The organism is Sulfitobacter undariae (genome assembly GCF_014196805.1).
Classification (GTDB): Bacteria; Pseudomonadota; Alphaproteobacteria; order Rhodobacterales; family Rhodobacteraceae; genus Sulfitobacter; species Sulfitobacter undariae.
The window spans coordinates 1-20,624 of record NZ_JACIEI010000004.1 but is presented as its reverse complement, the minus strand read 5'-3'; the positions used below and the strand labels follow the sequence as shown (position 1 = coordinate 20,624).

The window sequence follows — 20,624 nt, the reverse complement described above, 5'->3', positions numbered from 1 at the left end:
CAGTCAGCGAGAAAATCGTACGTTATGGGGTTGACCCGATGCCCAGACCTTTCTAGACAGCGCGACAGTGGGCCTGTAGCTCAGCTGGTAGAGCAACTGACTTTTAATCAGTAGGTCTCGGGTTCGGATCCCGACGGGCTCACCACTCATTCAAAGGGTCAGCAGGAAACTGCTGGCCCTTTAGTGTTTCCAAGGGCTTGGCCCATATTCCTGATATCAAATTATTTCGAGAATACCGCTTGACCTTCCAGTGACTGGAACTCCTATCTAAAGGGGGAAGCAACGTAAAAGGTTCCGCAATGTCTGATCAGAATAATCTTACTTTTGGCATTGGCCAAATGAACTGTGGGTCCTGTGTGGGGCGTGTCGAGAAGGTTTTGGCGGGCATAGACGGGGTGCAGGCCGCGCAGGTGAACCTTGCCGCCGAAACGGCGACAGTTACAGTTGATGCTGGGTTTGAGCCTGCCACACTGGCCGCCGCGCTGGAACAGGCTGGCTATCCGGCAGAATTGCAGACCTACCGCTTTTCCATCGAGAAGATGTCCTGCGCCTCTTGTGTGGGGCGCGTGGAGCGTGCCTTGGCTGCGACCCGTGGCGTGGTCTCGGCTACGGTGAACCTTGCGCAGGAGGAGGCCGTTGTGCAAGCTTTGGGCGCTACCGCAGAGGAGGTGGCCCAAGCAGCAACCAGTGCGGGCTATCCTGCACGGCAGATTGTAGATCGACGTGATAGCGCATCGAGGGATGATAAAAAGGCCGAAGAGGCAGCGCATCTTAGAAAGATGACGATTGTGGCCGCCGTGCTAACACTTCCTGTGTTTGTTTTAGAGATGGGAAGCCATGCCTTTCCGTTTATCCATCGCTGGGTCATGGGGACGCTGGGCATGTCGGTCAGTTGGTCGGTTCAGTTTGTGTTAACCACACTGGTCATGGCATGGCCCGGTCGGCAGTTTTACCGCATCGGGTTTCCCGCACTGCTCAAAGCAGCGCCTGACATGAATTCCTTGGTCGCGCTGGGGTCGCTGGCGGCTTGGGGGTTCTCTACCGTTGCATTGTTTGCGCCTACATTGCTGCCTGAAGGCACGCGCGTGGTGTACTTTGAGGCGGCAGCGGTGATTGTGACGCTGATTCTGCTAGGCCGCTATCTAGAGGCCCGTGCCAAAGGCCGTACAGGGCAGGCGATCCGCAAATTGGTTGGGCTGAGACCTAAAACGGCTTCCGTAGACCGAAATGGCGAAATCTCGGAGATCGCGGTGGAGGACATAGTGATCGGCGATCTGATTCTTGTGCGTCCGGGCGAAAAAATTGCGGTGGACGGCAAGGTGATCACCGGCGCGTCTTACGTAGATGAAAGCATGATTAGCGGTGAACCTGTCCCTGTTGAGAAAGCTGCGGACGCTACTGTGATCGGTGGCACGGTAAACGGTACGGGTGCGTTAACCTTTCAGGCGACTGCGGTGGGGGGCGATACGATGCTGGCCCAGATCATTCGCATGGTCGAAGAAGCGCAAGGGGCCAAGCTGCCAATCCAAGATCTGGTGAATAAAATCACCTTGTGGTTTGTGCCTGCGGTTATGGCGGTGGCTTTGGTCACGTTTGTACTTTGGATGGTGTTTGGCCCTGATCCTGCGCTTAGCTTTGCCTTGGTGGCGACGGTGGCCGTTTTGATCATCGCTTGCCCCTGTGCGATGGGGTTGGCCACGCCGACCTCTATCATGGTGGGCACGGGCCGTGCGGCAGAGATGGGCGTTTTGTTCCGGCAAGGGGCGGCGCTGCAAACGCTGAGTGATGTGCAAGTGATCGCGCTGGATAAGACAGGCACGCTGACCGAAGGGCGGCCAGAGTTGACGGACCTCCGGATCACAGAGGGTTTCGAGGAGTCAGATGTGCTGCGCCTTGTGGCGTCGGTAGAAGCCATGTCCGAACATCCAATTGCAGCGGCGATAGTGCGTCGTGCGGCGCAATCGGGTCAGTCGCTTGCGCCAGTGGATGATTTCGCATCCCTCACAGGATACGGGGTCAGTGCCGAGGTCGAGGGCCGCAAAATTCTCATCGGGGCAGAGCGTCTGATGTTGCGCGACGGTGTCGAGTTGGGAGACGCAAAAAACTTTGGCGATGAATTGGGGCAGGTGGGTAAAACCCCGCTTTATGCCGCGATTGATGGCAGGCTGGCAGCAGTGATCGCGGTGTCAGACCCGATTAAATCCACCACCGCCGCCGCTATAGCTCAGCTGCATGACATGGGGCTAGAGGTCGCCATGATCACGGGAGACAGCCGTGGCACAGCCGATGCCATCGCCACACAGTTGGGTATTGATACGGTGGTGGCAGAGGTTTTGCCCGAAGGCAAAGTTGAGGCAATAGGCAGACTGGAGATCGGCGGACGCAAGGTGGCCTTTGTCGGGGATGGCATCAACGATGCACCCGCATTGGCCACGGCGGATGTAGGGATTGCGATTGGTACAGGCACCGACGTGGCAATCGAGGCGGCAGATGTCGTGTTGATGTCGGGCGATTTGAACGGTGTTGTGAACGCGCTGCACATCAGCCGTCACACGATGCAGAATATCCGGCAGAACCTGTTCTGGGCCTTTGGCTATAACGCATTGCTGATCCCTGTTGCCGCGGGTGTGTTTTATCCGCTGTTCGGGCTGATGTTATCGCCCGCACTGGCGGCGGGCGCCATGGCGCTGTCGAGTGTATTTGTTCTTTCCAATGCTTTACGTCTGCGGTGGGTGAAGCCCGTGACAGCGGCACAGGAGGCGTAAATGAACATCGGAGAAGTCGCAAAACAGGCAGGGCTACCGCCAAAAACCATCCGCTATTACGAGGACATCGGGCTGATCACGCCCCTACGGGACGCAAACGGTTACCGAAGCTTTCGCGACAGTGACATGCACAAACTGGCCTTTTTGGCCCGTTCACGTGCCTTGGGATTCACGATTGAGGATTGCCGTAACCTGTTGGCGCTTTGGGATGATCAGGACCGCGCCAGCGCAGATGTGCGCGCGATTGCGCAAGAGCATCTGGCCCAGATCGAGAGCAAAATCGCAGACCTGCAAGCGATCCGCGATACATTGTCTAATCTGGTGCATGCCTGCGCGGGCGATCACCGCCCCGATTGCCCGATTCTCAATACGTTAGAGACGATGCCGTCGAAAGCAGACTAGCGGCGGCCTTCAAATGTTTGCACGGTGATGCCTGCCGCTTCCAACGCTGCGCGTACGGATTGTGCGATTTGCACAGCCGTGGGCGTGTCGCCATGCAGACAGATCGTGTCGATGGCAGCGGGGATGTGTTTGCCGCTCTCAGTAATGATTGCGCCTGCCTTGACCATTTCAACCATTCGCGCCCCTGCGATGGCGGGATCGTGGATCACCGCTCCAGCAAGGCTGCGGTCTACCAATGTCGCGTTGTCATTATAGGCACGGTCCGCGAAAATCTCACCTGCCCAAGCACAGCCCAGCTCTTTTACCGCTTGTTGTTGGGCTGTTTCCGCGAGGATCATTACGATCAGATCAGGGTCGACCGATAGGGCAGCCTCATATAGATCACGTGCCAAAATGGGGTCTTCTGATGCCATGTTGGCCAAGGCGCCGTGCAGCTTGAGGTGGCGGACTTTGGCGCCAACGCTGCGCGCCATGCCGATGCTGGCAGCGACCTGATAGCGGATTTGGTTTTGCAACGTGCCGCGTGGAACGGACATGCGATTGCGCCCGAAACCCGCCAAATCCATGAAGCCCGGGTGCGTACCAATGCCGACGTTGTTGTCATGGGCCAGCGTCATTGTCGCAGCCATCACATCGGCATCGCCTGCGTGACCGCCACAAGCGATGTTTGCCGAAGTCACGGTGCGCAACAACGCCGCATCATCGCCCATTTTCCACGGGCCAAAGCTTTCGCCCATATCGGCATTCAGGTCTACACGCATGATTATTCCTCTGATGTGATAGGGTTGGATGTGGCCGATACCGCACCGCTGATCAACTGGTAAGATAGAAGATCACGGATGTCATGCGGGTCACGCACCAGCGGTGTGACAGAGCCGCCAAGCGCGGCACGGGCCGTCATGGCACGTTGTTCAATCTTGCGGGCCTCTTCCAAATCAACGAAAGCAAAGGACAGCGCCGCACCCGTAGGGGCTTGTGCTACACGGGCCAGATCAGAAGGGAGCACCGTGCCGATGCGGGGATAACCGCCTGTGGTCTGGCTTTCGCACATCAATACAAACGGTGCGCCGTCACCTGTAATCTGGATATCGCCCGTCACAATAACGTCTGACAAAATGGTGAGCTGACCTGCGGCAGTGAAGGGGGCGCCATCGTGATCCATACGCACACCCATGCGGTTGCCGCGTGCATCGCGGCGAAAGGCGGTGCTGCTGAAACGGGCTTGGGTTTCGGCGTCGAAGAGATCGGTTTGCATCGAAGTGGTGACGCGGATGCATCCGCCTTCAAAACGGTTTTCGACGGGCAGGGTCATGCCCGTGCCGTTGCCTTTGTCCTTGCCAAGGGGGAGGCTGCTACCTGCGCTGAGCGCTTCACCCAATCCGGCGCTCAGGTGCGCACTGCGGGCACCCATCATCAGTGGGATATCAACGCCGCCACCGATGTGCAGATAGCCATAAGTGCCATTTCGCGCCCCGCCGATCTTGAGCGTTGCGCCCGCTGGCATCAGGTGGCTGGCGTTCCATGTCAGCGGTTCGTCGTCCAATGTTGCGGCCATCGGCGCGCCTGTCAGCGCGATGCGGATATCTGCGGTGGCGCGAAAACTGCCGCCCATCCCCACCATCTCTAGCGCGGCCAGTTGCGTTGATTGCCCCAACAGGGCCGCACCTTCGTGCAACGCGGTAATATCCGCTGCGCCGCCACGTGTCAGGCCTTGGGCTAAAAACCCCTCCCGGCCCATGTCCTGTACGGTTACGGCAGGACCGCAAGAGAGGACCTCTAACAATGCGCTCATGTCAGCACCCTCCGCTGTGCGCCGCCATCACCGCTGCTATCTGCCGTTTTGATCCGCGCGAATTCGGCGGCCGTAATGGAAGGAAAGCATATCTCATCCCCTGGCGTGAGGGCGATAGGCGTTTGGTTGTTTGGTCGGAAGGTCCGAAAGGCGGTTTGCCCCACATGTCGCCACCCTGTGGGCGAGGCGTTGGTGAAAACAATCAACTGTCGGATCGCCACCACCAGCGCGCCTGCTGGCACGGATTTGGTCAGCGCCTGTTGGCGGGGGATGTTCCAATGCGGAGGCAGTTCACCTGTATAAGGCTGACCGGGGGCAAAACCGATGGTCAACACACGTACACGGGCGCTTGATAACTCCTCAATCGCGGTTTGCGTGGACACGCCTGCTGCCTCGGCGGCCTCTTCCAGTTGCGGGGCTTCATCGGTGCCATAAAGCGTCGGGATTTCCCACAAGGTGCGGCCCGCGGGGAGGGGGGCGTTGTACCAGTCTTGGGCGTGCAGCAGCTCTTGCAGCTTTTCGGTCAATGCCTCGGGCGCTGTTGAAACCAGATCAGCACTGACAAAGGTGGAGACAAGCGATGTCGAGGTCTCACGTACTTCGGGCCAGTCTTGGGCGTCAACGGCAGCACGCAGCGCGATAGCGGCGCGGTTGGCGGGCTCGCTCATCCCGTCTCCGAACTGAACCAGCAGGCCAGACAGGCCAACGCGGCGGATGCGGGGGTAATCAGCCATGTTCACGGGCCTTTCGCGATAAAAGTGGCGGTAATACCGGCGTCAGAAGTGAGGGAGGTGCCAGTAGCGGATAAAGTTTAGGTTCGCGGCCATCGTATCCGTTGGCCGAGGGACAAGAAAGAGCGCGATGTCAAAGTTGATTGTGCAGGTGGATGTTTGCGCCGAAATGGAAGGGCAGGCACCACGTATGACCACATTGTAGGCGGTTGGCTGCCAAGCGGTTCAGCAAGGAACAGGTCTTCTAAAACTGGTGTTCGCTGGGAGGTTTGAGCCACTCTGACGTGAATTCAATTTTGCTGACTCCCGCCAAGCGTTTGATTCGCTCTAGTTCCGCATCAAAAGCGGCCTGTCGCCCCTTGCCCCATGTGACACCTGTTTCTGGCCAGAGCGCTTTAACGCGCAGGGTGTCTTCGGCACGAAAGGCTTTCATATCCACCCTCCCGACCAACTGTTCCCCTTGCAGCAATGGAAAGACGTAATAGCCAAAGACGCGTTTTGCCTCGGGCACAAATACTTCGATCCGATAGTCAAAACCGAACAGGAATTTGGCCCGCTTGCGGTCGCGCAATGCTGGATCAAAAGGGCTGAGCACGCGTAGACGTTGGCTGGCGGGGGTCTGTACTGCGGTATCATCGGCCAGACCCGCACGGGCGAAGGCGCGTTTAACCGTGCCATCATCTCCGGTTATCTCGATCTCTTCGATGCGCCCGTCAGATAGCGCTTGGGTGCACCATGTTTTTGCCTCGGCAGAGGTCACATGTGCCCAAAATGCAGCGATCTCGCCCGAGGTCGCAAAGCCGAGACGGTCTAACGCGCCTGCGCAGCACCAGTCGATGGTTTCTGCGTCGGTCAGTGGGGGATCGTTGTGGGCCATTGCGCCCAATGCCCGTTCTGTCAGGTCATACCGTTTTTGAAAGCCTTCGCGCCCGACAACATGCAAGGCGCCGCTGCGCCACAGGTATTCCAAAGCAGTTTTGGACGGGTGCCAATCCCACCACCCGCCAGATCCGCGTTTTTCATCGCGCCCTACATCTGAGGACCCAGACGCCCCGTGATCGCGGATATGGTCCAGCACGCCTTGAAGCTGTTCTTCAAACCCGTCCCTGCGCCAGTTGCGCCATTGGCGTTTAAGCTTGGCCGCGTCCCGCGTGCGGCGCATGTGCCATTGCGGGTAGTACTCCAGCGGAATCATTGCCGCATCATGGGTCCAATGCTCAAATAGCCCTTGTTCACGTTCATACAGACGCTTCAAATCCTCGGTGCGATAACGCGGTTTGCGTGCAAAGAGGATCAGATCATGGGCACGTGCGACGGTATTGATACTGTCGAGTTGCACAAACCCCAACTGCTTGATCACCGCCAGCAGCGCCTCGCTATCCGCAGGCCCTTGCGGGGTGTCCAGCAGCGCGTGACGGTCCAGAAAAATGCGCCTTGCAGCGGTATTGCTCAGTCGGGGTAGCGTCATCCGCGCTTGCGGCGGCGCAACGTATCTCCCAGCGACAGCGTTGGCTTCATTGTGATGGACTTGGGCATGTCTGGGTCAGGCTCGGTGCTGGAGGCGTTCAGAATGATCTTTGCCGCTTCAATGCCGATTTCGCGGCGGCAGGCGTCTGTTGTGGCCAGTTGCCGTGGCAAACCTGCCAATAACTCAACGCCGTTGAACCCCGCCAGCCCGATCTGGCCCGGCACATCGATGCCCTGATCCAGCAGATGCAGCAAACCGCCTGCGCCAATCATATCATTGGAATAGTACAGAAAATCCAGATCAGGTGAGCGATCCAGCATCTCTTTTGTCATCTCGCGGCCCTTTAATAAGGCTGAGCCGCCAGAGTAAAATGCGCGGTCTTCGATCTCGATCCCCTCTTTGGCAAGCGCTTCGGTGAAGCCCTCAAACCGTTTACGGGCACGGTGATCCAAAGGCATCTTAGTACCCACAAAACCAATGCGTTCATACCCTTCGCGCAAGATAGCTTTGGCCATATCGCGGCCTGCTTGCCGGTGGGAAATCCCCACAACAGAGTCTATGGGATTGCCATCGACATCCATGATCTCAACCACAGGAATGCCGGAGTTTAACAGCATGGCGCGGGTTGCCTCTGAATGCTCCAGCCCTGCAATGATCACACCAGAGGGCCGCCAAGAAAGCATCTCATAAAGAACCTGCTCTTCTTTTTCGGGCCGATAATCCGTTACGCCGACAACCGGCTGCAACGGCGTGTCATCAAAGGCGGCGTTGATGCCGTTGAGGACTTCGGGGAAAACCATGTTGCTGAGCGAGGGAATGATGACCGCCACAAGGTTGACGCGTTGCGAGGCCAAGGACCCTGCGATCTGGTTGGGCACATAGCCCAACTCTTTGGCCGTCGCCAGAACCCGCTCACGGGTGGCGGCGGACACATCGCCGCTTTTACGCAAAACGCGGCTGACTGTCATTTCCGAGACACCACAGGCCTCCGAGACATCGCGCAAGGTTAACGGGCGTTTGGGGGCATGTGACAAAGCGTACATCCTGCTGGGCAATTTCGTTAATCGTAGCGTAGAGGTAGAGACTTGAACAGGCAATCGGCGATCCGCAAACTGTCAAAAACTTACCTTAGTAATTGCACCACGCAACGGGAAATGGGGATTGTTTAGGGATGGTTTGGTAAAGTGGCCCTGTGGGGGCTTTGGTGATTTTGGAAATTTTAAATGAAAAAGTAGACTATGGTGTGAGGGTGACGCGATATAGCGTTGTGTGGCGCTAGATGTCATTTTGAAAGTGGTGGGCCGTGCGGGACTCGAACCTGCTGCCTCCAAATTAGGAATTTGGCGCTCTATCCAGATGAGCTAACGGCCCTCATTTCGAACTCTTTCTCCGCGAAGGTCTAGCTGTTGTCAACGGGGGCCCTTCGATTGCAAGTATTCCCGCATTAGGAAAATATTCAAATTTGTATCAGCTAGGTTGGAAAGCTTACGGGTAAACATTGGCACGAAATCTCCACCTAGGCACTTGGCCCATTCAACCGCAGTTCGTTGAATGCGTCATTGTGTATCTGGTCACTTTTCAATTTCAACGAGGTACAAAAGCCTGACAGATTCGGTCAAATTGGAGCCATTGTTTTGCTTGGGCACAGTGGTCTGCTGGAGGATCATAACTCGTGTCATTAGATTGGTGCCAGACGGCTGCATGTGAAGGCGGGCCAGTAAACTGGATGCACCCTAACAAGGCCGAAAAGCGCCCTTGAAATGCTGTGCCGCTGCGGAATCGAGAGTACGATCCAATTGGATTTTCTCTCGTTTTTGTTTGGCTTTCTTGCTCTCATCACTCAGTAGCGCATTGGTAATTCGCACCTTTCCATATGCCTTCCGGACTTGTTCGATGTGCTGTTCTTTTGTTGCAAGCACCTTCGCCAAATGCATGTTCAGCTCCTTTTTTTTACGACCCAGCCATGCCTGCCATAGGATATCGGCACCAATCTCTTTTTGATCTGCATCTGCGTTGCATCGACTGTCTGCCAAATGTTCGTCCACTCTGAGGAGGGATTTGCGTAAGCTGTCTTCTTGGATAAGTAACCGCGCAAAACTCTCTTGTTGCTGTCGGTATTTAACGTCCACCAGTTTTTGCATTTCTTTTAGGTCGCTAATTACACTCATATTCCCCCTTTTGCGCGCTGGCGCATATCTTCAGCAAAGCGAATTGCAGCGGCTACAGGGGCGTAGTCCTCTTGGCGGATTTGTGACCCAATTTCGACGGAAGCATATAACGCACGTGCCGCAGGAGGGTCTGAGTGGATAGGAACCCCTGCTTCGGCTGCAAGGCGCCGGATTGTTGCTGCCAATTCATCGACACCTTTTGCAATGCAAACTGGGGCTTCAGATGGTAAGCGGCTCCACTTCAAAGCAACGGCATAGTGAGTCGGGTTTACAATTATCACATCTGCTGATGGCACGTCCTTCATCATCTGGTTTTGTGACGCTGTCAGGGCGCGTTGGCGGCGCTCTTGCTTGAGGTGCGGATCACCTTCGCTGTTTTTGGCTTCGTCAGTCACTTCTTTGCGAGACATTCTGTTTTTGCGCATATGAGAGGCGTGTTGCCATAAGGCGTCAATGCCACCGATCAGGCCAGAGACCACAACAACGACCGTTAAAAACGACGTGCAAATTTTGACCAACAGCATGATGGCTATTTGGGGAGTGGTTTGTAAAACGCCAATCATTTCAGGAAGCCACGTGCGAATGAAAAAGGCGAGGCAAGCGGCGTAGATAATCAGTTTTACAAAGCTTTTGAAAAATTCGAATAGCCCGTCTTGACCAAACTTGTTTTTCGCATTGGAAATTATGGATATGCGGCTGAGTTTCGGTTCGATCTTGCTTGGGGCAAATACCCATGCTTTTTGCGCAAAGAGGGCGACGATCACACCGACAGCAGGAAACAAGAAAATCGGAGCCATTGCCCAAATTACTGCCTGCAAAAGCCCAGCTGATAGAGCGGTAGAGCTGCCTTGAAAAAATAGGCCCGCCAATGTGTCAGCTTGATCGATGAGGGCCATCATTGCAGTACCCAGATGGTTGAAGCTGCTGGCTCCGGTTGTAAGCAGAGCTATCAAAAGACCGAAATAGGCGGAGGCTGTTAATAAGTCGTTGGATTTGGCAACATCACCTTTCTTGCGTGCCTCAAGCAACTTTTCCGGCGATGCGTCGTAACTCTTGTCAGCGGGATCTTCACCTTCACTCATGGCACTGCCTCTAACGGGTTTGCTGTGAAACTGTTGAGCGCTTCCAGCCATGTCGAGAGGAGAGAGGGAGCGGACAGGCAAAGTAACATCAAGCCACCTGCGGTAATTACAGGCGCACCGACAAAGGCCACCATCAATTGAGGCATTGCCTTGTTTATAACGCCAAGCGCGACGTTGTATAGGATCGACAAGATCACAAAGGGCGCTGCCAGCGTGAACCCAAGGGTAAAGGCGCGGCGAACTTGATCCAGTCCCCACTCGGACACGTCGGCGCCATTTGGGAGGCGGCCCATCGGTAACATTTCATATGAAAAGATAACCATCTGGGCAAACCGAACATGCAAACCCGTCATAACTGCAAGCGCCAGCCCGCTTACTACAAGGGTGTGCGCCATGGCCGGTACAGGTTCTGCTATGGCACCGCCCAATACTTGGGACAGTGACGTGGATTGCGCCGCGATTGAGCCTGCTGTTTGGAGCACGAGGACAAACATGCGAAGGCCAATCCCCAAAATAAGACCAGCGGTGATCTCAGTCAAAGTGAGCCACAGAGTTGTATCAAGTTGAATGGGTAAGGCGGGAACTACAACAGCCGGAGCTATGATCAAGGTGAACGCGAGTGCGATGCTCAGTTTGATTTTGGCGGGGATCGATTGTTCACCAAATGCGGGAAGCAAACTGACAAGGGCGCTTACGCGCAAGAATACAGCGAATCCCTTCCACAATAGTGTATTTGTGACTTCCGTTAACTCAGCGAGTTCCTGAATCATGCAGGAACTACCCCGACAAGCGAGGGGCGCGCATCCAACCCTATTTCTTCGAAAGAGAGGACGGGCGAGGTGATGCCTTTGGCGCGCATTACAGTATGTAAAAAACGACGACGGCGTGTATTGGTTACGACTGCGGGGAAAATTCCGTTGCTGTTCGCCTCGTTCAGTTTGTGTGACACCCCGTCCGCAAGTTTATTGAATAGATTTGGCGGCAAAGCGATATCCAATCCCCGGTCCGCATCAACCTGATAGGCATTAAAGGTTTCTTCCCATTCTGGTGCAAGTTGCACTAGGGGCAAGGTGCCGTCCTCGCGGCGCAATTCAGCGACCAGTTGAAAACCCAACTTTTGGCGCACCAGCTCACATATCGCCTCTGGTTGTGCATTTTGCCCACGAGCTTCTGCAATTGCTTCCAAGATCAGCGGGAGGTTGCGGATTGATACCTGTTCGGCAAGCAATAGGCGTAAAACAGAATGGAGAACATCAACAGGAACTTTGTCCGGGATCAACTCGTCTAAAAGCTTGCGGTTGGCTTCCGCGCGAGCGGGTGATGAGATGTTGACCATCTCTTCCAAAAGTCTTCTGAGAGATTTGAGTGTCAAAATACGAGGAAGGTTACGTTTCACAATTTCAAGAAGATGGGTCGCAAGGATTTCTGCCGGTGTGACAAGTGTGATGCCGCTAACAGCAGCGTCTTCTTGATCATTTTGGTTGATCCACCGAGCTGGAGCGCCATAAACGGGTTCAATCGTATCGACGCCCGAGGGTAACACTTCTGGGTTCGGGGGAGTGAGTGCCAACACTTGATGCGGGTTTAATACGGCTCGCGCATGCTCGACGCCTTGGATGCGGAGTAGATAGGTTCCCAAGGGAAGGCCGGGGTTATCTGTCAGACGGATTTCTGGTAAAATTATGCCGAAGACTGATGCGACATGATTTCGCATGTTTACTATTCTTGCATCCAATCCGGTCCCCGAATCCAGAATCATATTTACAAGATCTGGTGCAAATTCGACATGGATGTCGTCAATCTCAAGGATGTCTCCCATTGGCTTTTCACGAGGTGCCGATTGTTGCACATCTTCCGGCTGAGCGGTGACGGCGTTTTGGGCCTTTCTATAGGTGTGGAAAGAGAGATACCCCAGCGCTACCGCGCCAACCATAAATGGAACAAAGGGCATGCCGGGGACTAGAGCGAAAAGCATCATCAGGCACGCGACAGTCGCCAGTGCCGCAGGATGTTTACTGAGTTGAGAAAAAACGGCTAGGTCAGTTGAGCCTTGTGCGCCCCCTCGAGCGAGTAGCAGTGCAGAAGCGATCGAGATGATCACGGCGGGGATCTGGGATACAAGTCCGTCGCCCACGGTCAAAATTGCATAGGTTTCAAACGCATTGCTTAGTGGCATTCCGTGAACCAGCGTGCCCATGACCAATCCAGCAACTAGATTAAGTAAAGTGATTAATAAGCCAGCAATTGCGTCACCCTTCACAAATTTGGAAGCGCCGTCGAGAGAACCGAAAAAAGTAGTTTCTTGCTGTTCTAGCCAGCGGCGCTCTTTGGCTTCTTCATGGGTAATTGCACCAGCCGACATATCGCTATCAATTGCCATTTGCTTTCCGGGCATACCGTCAAGAGCGAAGCGCGCACCGACCTCGGCCATACGGGTAGCGCCTTTGTTGATGACCATAAAGTTTACAATTAACAAAACGCAAAAAACAACCAAGCCGAGGAAAACAGACCCACCCATGACAAATTGTGCGAAGCCCTGAATGACATTTCCGGCCGCATCTGTCCCCGTATGCCCTTCTCCAATGATCAGTTTCGTTGAGGATACGTTAAGTGAAAGCCGGAGCATGAGGGATGCTAGTAAGATGGTGGGGAAGGCAGAAAAGTCGAGAGGACGTTCTATAAAGAGGGTCACTGTGAAAATCAGGATAGCCAGAGCAAAGGATGCGGCTAGGCCTGCATCGAGAATCCATGCAGGCATGGGCAAGATCATCATTACAATGATCATCATTAAAGCGACGGCTAAAAGAACTGTTGGTTGATACATGGCGCGAAGGGAAAACGTCATACGTCAGCCCCTTCGGAAAGAGCAGAAGTCGAATGGCTTTGATAGAGAGTGACAATTCTCGATTTGATGTGAGGTATACGCATCAATTCAGTGATGCTTACTTTGCAAGTGGAGAAGGAGAGTGAACTAAGTTTTTTCGAAATGTGATCGACCAAAGAATTTTTATCTGAGAGGTTAGAAATTTTATTATAAAGTCGGGTGAACGAGTGAAGCCTATATTGTATTTTGATCGACGCTCTTTTAATCATAATCTTTTTTGTTGAATTTATATATATGTAAATATGCATTCGGGACCTCGACTTCGCCGCGTTCTTCGGATGAAAGACAGCGTATAAGTTTCAGGTTTATTTTCGGTCAATTTTTAAATCGGAGTTGATTATTTTTATTCAATGTTGACGAGAGGGTTTAGTAAAAATTCTTGTAGTGTTGCTCGGGCTGTGCCGCTTTCCTGAAGTATTCTATTTGCACGGGCTATTGGGCCGATATTTGCGTCATCGATTATAGGTTGTTGTTGAACTAGGTTGGAAACTGCACCAAAGCCCTCTTCGTCTGAAGGAGTGAGTTCCCGCCACTCATCAGATAGCCACGCTGCGCGACTTGCTTGTATAGTTGCATCATTGTCTGCATAAATTTTTGCAGCGTCACCGTGCGCGCCAGACATTTCTTTTGCTTGGGCCGATAGCAGTGCGACGTCAGCTCCATCAAGTCCAATAAGGGAGGCTTGTGCTTGAAAAGGTTGATGTAGCGTAATTGCAGCTCGAGCCGCTAGGATCTGGCGATTTTTCTGGCGAGGAGTGTCTGGAATTGTCGCTAAAACCTTTTGAACCTCGGCTGCAAACCCTAAATCCATCAACCGCGAGGCTAAAAGAAGTTTGGTCTCATTTGTGAACGCGTGCATTGAGTTTGGATCAAGCTCGAATGTTCTCTCGAGAAATACTTGATCAGGCGCATTCTTTGTCAGGTATTCGTATACTGATTGGCGCAATCTGGTGATAGTAGCTGGTGATAACGATGGGGTGAGGGCATCAAGCGCAGTTAAGGCCCTTTCGAATTGACCAGATTGATTGAGGGCCAAGATTTGTGTCTGGCGCAGTTGATTGCCCAATTGCGTCCCACGAAACTCATGAGCATATGCTTCAACTAGCGTGACAGTTTGATAAGAAAGTGGCTCATCTGCCTTTACCTTATTTCGTACCAGTTGGATAAGCGCGGCTGGGGATTCAGCACTATTCGTGCTTGCTATATCCTGAAGTAAAGTGTCCGTGGGATTTCCTATTTCTTCGGAAAGAGCCGCTTGAGCTAGTTGAGCATTTGGAGCGAGACCGTTCGGTAGCCTTTCTATGCTGCGCAATGCAGCAGCAGCAGCGTCTTTGTTGCCGTATTGTAATAAAACTTCGCTAAGTGCGGGCGCCAGTGTAAGCCTAAGATGTGTTGGTAGTCTGTTTAAGGCTCGGAGTGCCGCCTTAGCATCTATCAATACATCGGTAGTAATATTGTTTAGTCCGATGCTGGCCCAGAGAGCTACATCTGTAGCGCAGTTCGTATGCGCGACGAGTGAATTTGGACGTGTTAGGGTGCCGTGTTCGAAAATGTTGGCCATATCTGTAAGGTGTGGAGAATTTGAGCTAAGTTGCGGATCTAGGTGCAATGTATTGAGAGCCTCTGCCCCAAAGCCAAAGTACAGATATAGTTGTGCCAAATTTTTAGCTGCGTCGAGTTCAAGCTGGTCGCGTGCGTTCATAAGGGCGTTTCGCGCAGGCCCAATTTGCGAGGAAAAAGAGGTTTCATTCCCCCAGCTGGCAACATCGAATAATGTTGAACTGGGGCAGGCCTCAATTACTGCACCTGTATTGAAAATGGGGGGTAAAGTGTCAAATGGTCGATCCTTACTATTACTTATGCGTAAATTAGGTGATTTGCTGGTGGGTAATTTAGGTAGCTCTCTTGGTTCGAGAGATGGGCGCTGTGCCTGTTTGGCGCTCGGGGTCAATGCGGGAGCGGACCTAGCTGTGCTATGCGTTAGTAGCCCGGTACTTGCTGCGTTTGCAACTTCTCCTAAAATGCTTTTCCGAGCTTCGTTTAGGCGGGCGTTTTGATCGAGGACTGATGTTTTTTGTTTGGGTGAAGTTCGGTTCTTTTCCAGTGTTCTTTTGAAAGATGGGGCTTTAAAAATTGGAGCATTACTGCCGACCCAGGGCAATACAGCCTCTCCTACACGGATAGCTGTCGCTTGAGTTTTCAACTGATTATGTAGTGCTGGCTGTGGCACATTTAAGGGCCGCCCAAGCAGTTTAATACCTGCATCTGCGACGTCGATCACCAACAACTGGCCGCTGCGAAAAGTTGCGGCATCGCAAGCGCAATCGACGCGAATAGTAAGCGAATTTTCAGAAACATCCAGCGCGGTAATTCGGTCACGACGCATGCGAGTAAAAACGTCGCTGATGTCAAAGCCACCCTTATGCTCCGGCAAGGTAACAACTATACCTTCATGGGTTCGGCGAGCTGCCCAGTTTTCGGTTCCATTTATCGGTATAGTTAATCGACTGAATGATGGGTGGTCACCCGACCGAACGGAAAGCTGCTGCGCAGAAGCCGCAAATGCCGTGACAAGGATAATTGAAATCACCATTAGAAATAACTTCATGCTGCACTCTGCTTCAGTGCTTTGAGCGCTTCTTCGAGTTCTCCATAGCTGGGGCGGCAATGCGAAGGAGTGTTTTGCCGGCCAACTTCGATGCAGATATTCGTAGCGTGATTATGAAGGTTGGCTACTAGAACCTCTCTGATTAATTGGTAAAAATGTGCATCATCTTTAATGGTATCGCTTACCCTCGCGGCAAAAGGCCCGACTAATCCGTAAGCTAGAAAAACACCTAAAAATGTTCCAACGAGCGCGCCACCGATCAACTTACCTAACACTTCCGGAGGTTGGTCGATGGATGCCATTGTTTTTATGACACCCAGCACCGCCGCTACGATTCCAAGCGCTGGAAGACCATCTGCAACCACCTGAAGTGCATGGCTGGAATGCATAGCATGTTCTAGGTTTGCCTCCATTCTTTTATCTAACACCTCCTCTACTTGATGCGGGTCGTCGTAGTTCATGGATGCGGATCGCATGGTGTCACATATCAGCGCAACGGCTTCACTATCGGCCAAAATTTTTGTGTATTTTTTGAATATGTCAGAATCCTCTGGGGATTCGATATGCTCTTCTACGGCTACAGGGTTTTGACGTGCCAAGCGTATCAATTCAAACAACAGACAGAGTAAGTCACGATAGTCTTCATGTTTCCATTTTGGGCCTTTAAACACTTTGCTTATGTCTTTTAGTGTGTGCTTTATTGCGGGGCCATCGTTGCTAATCATGAAAGCACCCAGGGCTGCCCCACAAATAATGACGATTTCGAATGGAAGGGTTTTCAGGATGATTCCCATTTTGCCCCCGGCGAGCAGGTAGCCGCCAAAAACCATAACGAAGATGGTCACGATACCAATTATGCCGATCATTTCAGTTCCTAATTTCAGTTTGTGCTATTGTCGCAGAGGGTTATTAATGAAACATCTTTAGAATTCAGGACTTGGGGACATTTGCATTGCGACCCGCTAAAATAACACTGATAGAATAAGCTGTCTGGGGTGTAAGATTGGCCATGATTTCAGCTGCAATATCGGGCCGCATCCGACCTAAAAAGCCAGATGAAAAATTTGGCTCCATTTGTTCGAACAATAGAGCTGCATCCTTGGGCTTCATGCTTTCATAGACGGAAATCAATTGAAGTAGATCTTTTTCTGATGCTTCGTCCGCGAGCGACAATGTCGCACGGAGGGCTTCTTCAGTCTCTGTGAGAGTCACGAGCCGCTTTTCAATTTCCTCGTCCGCTACATTAAGTGCTTGTAAACGCATTTCTAACTTTTGTTCACGTTCTGAAACATGGGCTTCTCTCTGTTGTAGAGATTTAATAAGGTTTGATACATTATCTCTGGCCGTAACCTTTACTTCAGATGTTGGTAGCGAGTTTCCTTCCTCAGTCGGTACCTGTACTTGTTTGTTCTGAACGGCTTCGGTTGGAAGCGAACCGTCCTGAGCAAGAGCACCGCTGGCACTCGCTACCAATCGCGCGGCCGCTGAGCATACTAGTAGAGCGGAAATTGTAAGCACAGAGCCTCGGCCAGAAGGCGAAACCATTTTTTTGATTCTACGAAACATCATACAACTTCTTCCGAATTGACTGAGTGTAGGCGTCGGGCGAACATCGGTGTAGTTGGGCATTCTGTTGTTGGGGTTACTGGCCTTTGAGGTGTCGAGGTGTTGGGCACTTCGGGGAGATCGTGTAATGATGCCATTTGAAATTCCAACTTGCGGGAAATCTCCTCGCCTCGTTTTGAAAGGTCAGTTAAGGTTTGCGCTGCGCCTGCGGCAGTGTTCTGTGCGGCGGCTAAAGTCCGATTCAGGTCGTCAACTTGAGCTGACAAAACGGCCACTGCCCCGCCGACGCCCTTCTCTAAGTCATTAAACTTGTTAAGCCTTCGTCCAAGCACGAGACAGTAAACTCCTGCTCCGATCGCTCCTGAGATTAGTAAGATATCTGCAATAATATCCATCGCATGTCCCCTTATGTTAATACAAATTCCATGATTAAAAAGTCGTTGACGCGGCCTGTTCCCGTCACAATCTGAACGCGGCGCAACATTTGTGCCCTCAACCTTGCCAGGGCCGCCTGATCTTCCAGATCTGACACTTCCAACGCGCGTAAATAGCTGTTGAGCACGTCAACAACACGCGGCATGAGCGTAGTTACCTCATCCTGATACATCTTCGGTACTTCTAGTTGGGCACGGAAACGGAGCAGGCGACGTACAGGCTTACTATCGATCGAGATGACCATCGCGTCGACCTCGACGAAGGCGAAGTTCGCAGCGAAATTGTTGACGTCTTCATTTGTATTTTCGGTGTGTGTTGCATCTGTGTCGCCCAGAATCATGCCCGACCATGTCGCATAAAATCCGCCTCCAGCGCCGACCAAGGCCAGTACCAACCCGACAGTTAAGGGGATTTTTGACTTTGTGGGCAAAACATCCGTGATGTCTGCTTCGGTTGCCATAATGTCTCCATCCTTTGTTGTTTCCATTGATATAGACTCGATTGCACTAACGGGTTGTTAAGCTGGATCGGTCATTTTTGTTGTTGAGGCTGGGCAGAACGTCTGGCGCGACGGAGGCGACTGTGCAGCAATATCTGAATGTTTGGATGAAACTGGGGCTCAAGAGACAACTCATTGTTGTCGTGGCGACTGGTGTGATGTTTTTTGCGATTCTTGCGATGGCAAGGATGACTGCAGCGCCGAGTATGACATTACTGTACGCGGGCCTGGAAAGCAGCGCAGCAGGCGATGTCGTTCGGGGGTTGGAGCAGCGAGGCGTCGTTTTTGAAGTGAGAGGCGGGTCCATTTTTGTGGACAGTAAAGAGCGGGATCAATTGCGTCTTACTTTGGCGAGCGAAGGATTGCCTGCCAACGGGAACCGCGGGTATGAATTATTAGATCAATTGACGGGGTTTGGGACCACCAGTCAGATGTTTGATGCCGCATACTGGCGTGCCAAAGAAGGTGAATTGGCGCGGACAATCGTCGCTAACCCTGCGATTGCAATGGCCCGCGTTCACATCGCGAGCACGGGTTCAAACCCTTTCCAGCGTGGCGTAACGCCTAAAGCGTCGGTTTCGTTAACACCGAACGGAAGCGCAATATCGGTGCCGCAAGCTAAAGCTGTCCGCTATCTTGTGGCTTCGGCGGTGGCAGGGCTTTCTCCTGAAGATGTGGCTGTTATTGACGCTAATGGGGCTCTAATCGGGCCAGCTGAAGAGACGATTCCCACCGCTGGAGGGGACGACAAGGCGCAAGTCCTTCGCGACCGTGTTCAGCGGCTGCTGGAAGCACGGGTTGGTTTTGGGAATGCGGTTGTCGAAGTCAGCGTGGATACAATCACCGAGAGTGAGGCGATTCGGGAACGTAGTTTTGATCCAGAAGGTCGCGTTGCTATCAGCAGCGACACAGAAGAACGTACCAATACGGCAGAAGGAAATGAGGGTGGTGACGTCACCGTAGCGAGCAATCTGCCCGACGAGGGGGATGCAGAGGGCGGCGGGAAATCTTCGTCTCAGAATAGTGAAACACGGGAAAGAATTAACTATGAAGTTTCTGAAACCGAAAGAGAGATCATTCGCGCGCCGGGGGCTATTAAACGTCTTTCTGTAGCTGTTCTTGTAAATGAGACAAGTTCACTAGATGAGACTGGGGAGACTATCTCACAGCCGCGCGATCCAGTTGAGATAGAAGCTTTGCGTGAACTGGTTTCGTCGGCAGTGGGTTTCGATGCGGAGCGTGGCGATATCATAACGTTGAAGTCCATGGCCCTGCAAAGTGTTGCTCCGGCCGGTACTGCCGCGAGTGTATCATTAATGGATCAGTTTGACTTTGACCTGCTTTCAGCACTGCAAATGCTAGTTCTCGCCATCGTTACTTTGATCCTTGGCCTCTTCGTTATTCGCCCAGTGTTGACCCGCCAGCCTGCCACTATCCCCGCGTTGGCCGCTCCGGAAGATGGTCAAGACGCAACGATGACCCGCTTTTCTGATGCAGATGAGAATAGCCGAATGGCGTTGTTGGAAGCTGAAGATATGGGAGACAACTTGCCTCGCAGTGGGTTCGCAGCGGCCGGCGCGCTGGAGAAAAGTGAACAATTCGATGGCTCCCCTCAAGATCCTGTTGACCGTTTGCGCAACATGATTGGCGAACGGCAGGAGGAGACTGTCGAAATCTTGCGTGGCTGGCTGGAAGACAAGGAGGAAAAAGCATGATTTCGATTTCTCACCGCTACGCTGATTTCAGTTCCTTAGGTCCAGATGGCGCGCCAGAAGACCTGATTCCGCTGGAAAAAGCAGAGGATCAAAAAGTGCATGCCTTCGAAGAAGGCTATCAAGCAGGGTGGGCTGATGCAGACAAAAACCACGCTATTGAACAAAAAAGTATCGACGGTGAATTTTTGCACAGTTTGCGTGATCTTTCATTCACTTATCAAGAGGCGCTAAGTCGCATTACGCGCAGCTTGAATTCGTTGTTTGGGCAAATGATGACAACCTTGCTGCCACAGACAGTCAACGTATCAATGCGCGCCCAAATCATTGAACAGCTGGTTGCCCTTGCTGCCTCCCAAACCAGCGGAAGCATATCTATCAGAGTCTCTGATAGTCATTTGCATCTGCTAGAAGATCGTAAGCGGTGCGTCGATCCCACCTATTTGACGTAATTCCACGGTAGCAGATCGTTGATCTGGCTTTGTTTGTGGCCTGCAACGATGGCTGTGAGC

At 52.8% G+C, this 20,624-nt stretch carries 18 protein-coding genes and 2 tRNA genes; 5 read left to right on the top strand and 15 right to left on the bottom strand.

Features of this window, described 5'->3' with window-relative positions; translation table 11 throughout:
* Positions 1 to 69 precede the first annotated feature (69 nt).
* The 3 genes from GGR95_RS08120 (at position 70) to cueR (ending at position 3,167) form a co-directional block, all read left to right on the top strand.
* Positions 70 to 145: transfer RNA gene (locus tag GGR95_RS08120), tRNA-Lys, on the top strand.
* Positions 146 to 299: 154 nt separating this feature from the next.
* Entirely contained in the window at positions 300 to 2,765 is a 2,466-nt protein-coding gene (locus tag GGR95_RS08115) for a heavy metal translocating P-type ATPase (protein ID WP_184564654.1), read from the top strand.
* Positions 2,766 to 3,167 carry a Cu(I)-responsive transcriptional regulator gene (cueR, locus tag GGR95_RS08110; RefSeq protein WP_184564652.1) on the top strand — a complete coding sequence of 134 codons (402 nt, stop codon included), beginning with the start codon at positions 2,766 to 2,768 and terminating at the stop codon, positions 3,165 to 3,167.
* On the opposite strand, the gene GGR95_RS08105 is transcribed toward cueR, so the two are convergent.
* The 15 genes from GGR95_RS08105 to GGR95_RS08035 all read right to left on the bottom strand — a co-directional run bounded on the left by GGR95_RS08105 (position 3,164) and on the right by GGR95_RS08035 (position 18,388).
* Positions 3,164 to 3,931: a 5-oxoprolinase subunit PxpA gene (locus GGR95_RS08105; protein WP_184565045.1), complete on the bottom strand. Its 768-nt coding sequence runs from the start codon at positions 3,929 to 3,931 to the stop codon at positions 3,164 to 3,166. The genes cueR and GGR95_RS08105 overlap by 4 nt on opposite strands.
* The gene (locus tag GGR95_RS08100) at positions 3,931 to 4,959 is read right to left on the bottom strand and encodes a 5-oxoprolinase subunit C family protein (RefSeq protein ID WP_184564650.1); all 1,029 of its coding nucleotides are present in this window, start codon (positions 4,957 to 4,959) and stop codon (positions 3,931 to 3,933) included. The genes GGR95_RS08105 and GGR95_RS08100 overlap by 1 nt, the downstream gene beginning before the upstream one ends.
* The gene (locus GGR95_RS08095) at positions 4,956 to 5,693 is read right to left on the bottom strand and encodes a 5-oxoprolinase subunit B family protein (protein ID WP_184564648.1); all 738 of its coding nucleotides are present in this window, start codon (positions 5,691 to 5,693) and stop codon (positions 4,956 to 4,958) included. The genes GGR95_RS08100 and GGR95_RS08095 overlap by 4 nt, the downstream gene beginning before the upstream one ends.
* Positions 5,694 to 5,934: 241 nt before the next feature.
* A complete protein-coding gene (locus tag GGR95_RS08090; protein WP_184564646.1) occupies positions 5,935 to 7,158 on the bottom strand; it encodes a winged helix-turn-helix domain-containing protein in 1,224 nt (407 codons plus the stop codon).
* The gene (locus GGR95_RS08085) at positions 7,155 to 8,201 is read right to left on the bottom strand and encodes a LacI family DNA-binding transcriptional regulator (RefSeq protein ID WP_221384783.1); all 1,047 of its coding nucleotides are present in this window, start codon (positions 8,199 to 8,201) and stop codon (positions 7,155 to 7,157) included. Before GGR95_RS08085 ends, GGR95_RS08090 begins: the two co-directional genes overlap by 4 nt.
* A 251-nt stretch (positions 8,202 to 8,452) precedes the next feature.
* Positions 8,453 to 8,529 (bottom strand) — tRNA-Arg (locus GGR95_RS08080).
* A gap of 362 nt (positions 8,530 to 8,891) precedes the next feature.
* The gene (locus GGR95_RS08075) at positions 8,892 to 9,326 is read right to left on the bottom strand and encodes a hypothetical protein (protein ID WP_184564644.1); all 435 of its coding nucleotides are present in this window, start codon (positions 9,324 to 9,326) and stop codon (positions 8,892 to 8,894) included.
* A complete protein-coding gene (gene flhB, locus GGR95_RS08070; RefSeq protein WP_184564642.1) occupies positions 9,323 to 10,408 on the bottom strand; it encodes a flagellar type III secretion system protein FlhB in 1,086 nt (361 codons plus the stop codon). The genes GGR95_RS08075 and flhB overlap by 4 nt, the downstream gene beginning before the upstream one ends.
* On the bottom strand, positions 10,405 to 11,178 hold the full coding sequence (locus tag GGR95_RS08065) for a flagellar biosynthetic protein FliR (RefSeq protein ID WP_184564640.1): 774 nt from the start codon (positions 11,176 to 11,178) through the stop codon (positions 10,405 to 10,407). Before GGR95_RS08065 ends, flhB begins: the two co-directional genes overlap by 4 nt.
* A complete protein-coding gene (flhA, locus tag GGR95_RS08060; protein ID WP_184564638.1) occupies positions 11,175 to 13,253 on the bottom strand; it encodes a flagellar biosynthesis protein FlhA in 2,079 nt (692 codons plus the stop codon). The genes GGR95_RS08065 and flhA overlap by 4 nt, the downstream gene beginning before the upstream one ends.
* A gap of 382 nt (positions 13,254 to 13,635) precedes the next feature.
* On the bottom strand, positions 13,636 to 15,900 hold the full coding sequence (locus GGR95_RS08055; protein ID WP_184564636.1) for a hypothetical protein: 2,265 nt from the start codon (positions 15,898 to 15,900) through the stop codon (positions 13,636 to 13,638).
* Positions 15,897 to 16,766, bottom strand: coding sequence for a flagellar motor stator protein MotA (gene motA, locus GGR95_RS08050; RefSeq protein ID WP_184564634.1), 870 nt, complete (start codon positions 16,764 to 16,766; stop codon positions 15,897 to 15,899). Before motA ends, GGR95_RS08055 begins: the two co-directional genes overlap by 4 nt.
* Before the next feature lie 64 nt (positions 16,767 to 16,830).
* Positions 16,831 to 17,469, bottom strand: coding sequence for a MotE family protein (locus tag GGR95_RS08045; RefSeq protein ID WP_246423331.1), 639 nt, complete (start codon positions 17,467 to 17,469; stop codon positions 16,831 to 16,833).
* Positions 17,466 to 17,861, bottom strand: coding sequence for a hypothetical protein (locus GGR95_RS08040; protein ID WP_184564632.1), 396 nt, complete (start codon positions 17,859 to 17,861; stop codon positions 17,466 to 17,468). The genes GGR95_RS08045 and GGR95_RS08040 overlap by 4 nt, the downstream gene beginning before the upstream one ends.
* Before the next feature lie 11 nt (positions 17,862 to 17,872).
* On the bottom strand, positions 17,873 to 18,388 hold the full coding sequence (locus tag GGR95_RS08035) for a flagellar basal body-associated FliL family protein (protein ID WP_425506384.1): 516 nt from the start codon (positions 18,386 to 18,388) through the stop codon (positions 17,873 to 17,875).
* Positions 18,389 to 18,483: 95 nt separating this feature from the next.
* Here GGR95_RS08035 and fliF point away from each other — a divergent pair, with 95 nt between their 5' ends.
* Positions 18,484 to 20,115, top strand: coding sequence for a flagellar basal-body MS-ring/collar protein FliF (gene fliF / locus GGR95_RS08030; protein ID WP_184564630.1), 1,632 nt, complete (start codon positions 18,484 to 18,486; stop codon positions 20,113 to 20,115).
* Entirely contained in the window at positions 20,112 to 20,564 is a 453-nt protein-coding gene (locus GGR95_RS08025) for a FliH/SctL family protein (protein ID WP_184564629.1), read from the top strand. Before fliF ends, GGR95_RS08025 begins: the two co-directional genes overlap by 4 nt.
* Positions 20,565 to 20,624 lie beyond the last annotated feature (60 nt).

Excerpts from the sequence above, each read along its gene's own strand:
- GGR95_RS08115 (WP_184564654.1), top strand. The coding sequence starts at position 300 with ATGTCTGATCAGAATAATCTTACTTTTGGCATTGGCCAAATGAACTGT.
- cueR (WP_184564652.1), top strand. The coding sequence starts at position 2,766 with ATGAACATCGGAGAAGTCGCAAAACAGGCAGGGCTACCGCCAAAAACC.
- GGR95_RS08100 (WP_184564650.1), bottom strand. The coding sequence starts at position 4,959 with ATGAGCGCATTGTTAGAGGTCCTCTCTTGCGGTCCTGCCGTAACCGTA.
- GGR95_RS08095 (WP_184564648.1), bottom strand. The coding sequence starts at position 5,693 with ATGGCTGATTACCCCCGCATCCGCCGCGTTGGCCTGTCTGGCCTGCTG.
- GGR95_RS08090 (WP_184564646.1), bottom strand. The coding sequence starts at position 7,158 with ATGACGCTACCCCGACTGAGCAATACCGCTGCAAGGCGCATTTTTCTG.
- GGR95_RS08085 (WP_221384783.1), bottom strand. The coding sequence starts at position 8,201 with ATGTACGCTTTGTCACATGCCCCCAAACGCCCGTTAACCTTGCGCGAT.
- GGR95_RS08075 (WP_184564644.1), bottom strand. The coding sequence starts at position 9,326 with ATGAGTGTAATTAGCGACCTAAAAGAAATGCAAAAACTGGTGGACGTT.
- flhB (WP_184564642.1), bottom strand. The coding sequence starts at position 10,408 with ATGAGTGAAGGTGAAGATCCCGCTGACAAGAGTTACGACGCATCGCCG.
- GGR95_RS08065 (WP_184564640.1), bottom strand. The coding sequence starts at position 11,178 with ATGATTCAGGAACTCGCTGAGTTAACGGAAGTCACAAATACACTATTG.
- flhA (WP_184564638.1), bottom strand. The coding sequence starts at position 13,253 with ATGACGTTTTCCCTTCGCGCCATGTATCAACCAACAGTTCTTTTAGCC.
- GGR95_RS08055 (WP_184564636.1), bottom strand. The coding sequence starts at position 15,900 with ATGAAGTTATTTCTAATGGTGATTTCAATTATCCTTGTCACGGCATTT.
- motA (WP_184564634.1), bottom strand. The coding sequence starts at position 16,766 with ATGATCGGCATAATTGGTATCGTGACCATCTTCGTTATGGTTTTTGGC.
- GGR95_RS08045 (WP_246423331.1), bottom strand. The coding sequence starts at position 17,469 with ATGATGTTTCGTAGAATCAAAAAAATGGTTTCGCCTTCTGGCCGAGGC.
- GGR95_RS08040 (WP_184564632.1), bottom strand. The coding sequence starts at position 17,861 with ATGGATATTATTGCAGATATCTTACTAATCTCAGGAGCGATCGGAGCA.
- GGR95_RS08035 (WP_425506384.1), bottom strand. The coding sequence starts at position 18,388 with ATGGAAACAACAAAGGATGGAGACATTATGGCAACCGAAGCAGACATC.
- GGR95_RS08025 (WP_184564629.1), top strand. The coding sequence starts at position 20,112 with ATGATTTCGATTTCTCACCGCTACGCTGATTTCAGTTCCTTAGGTCCA.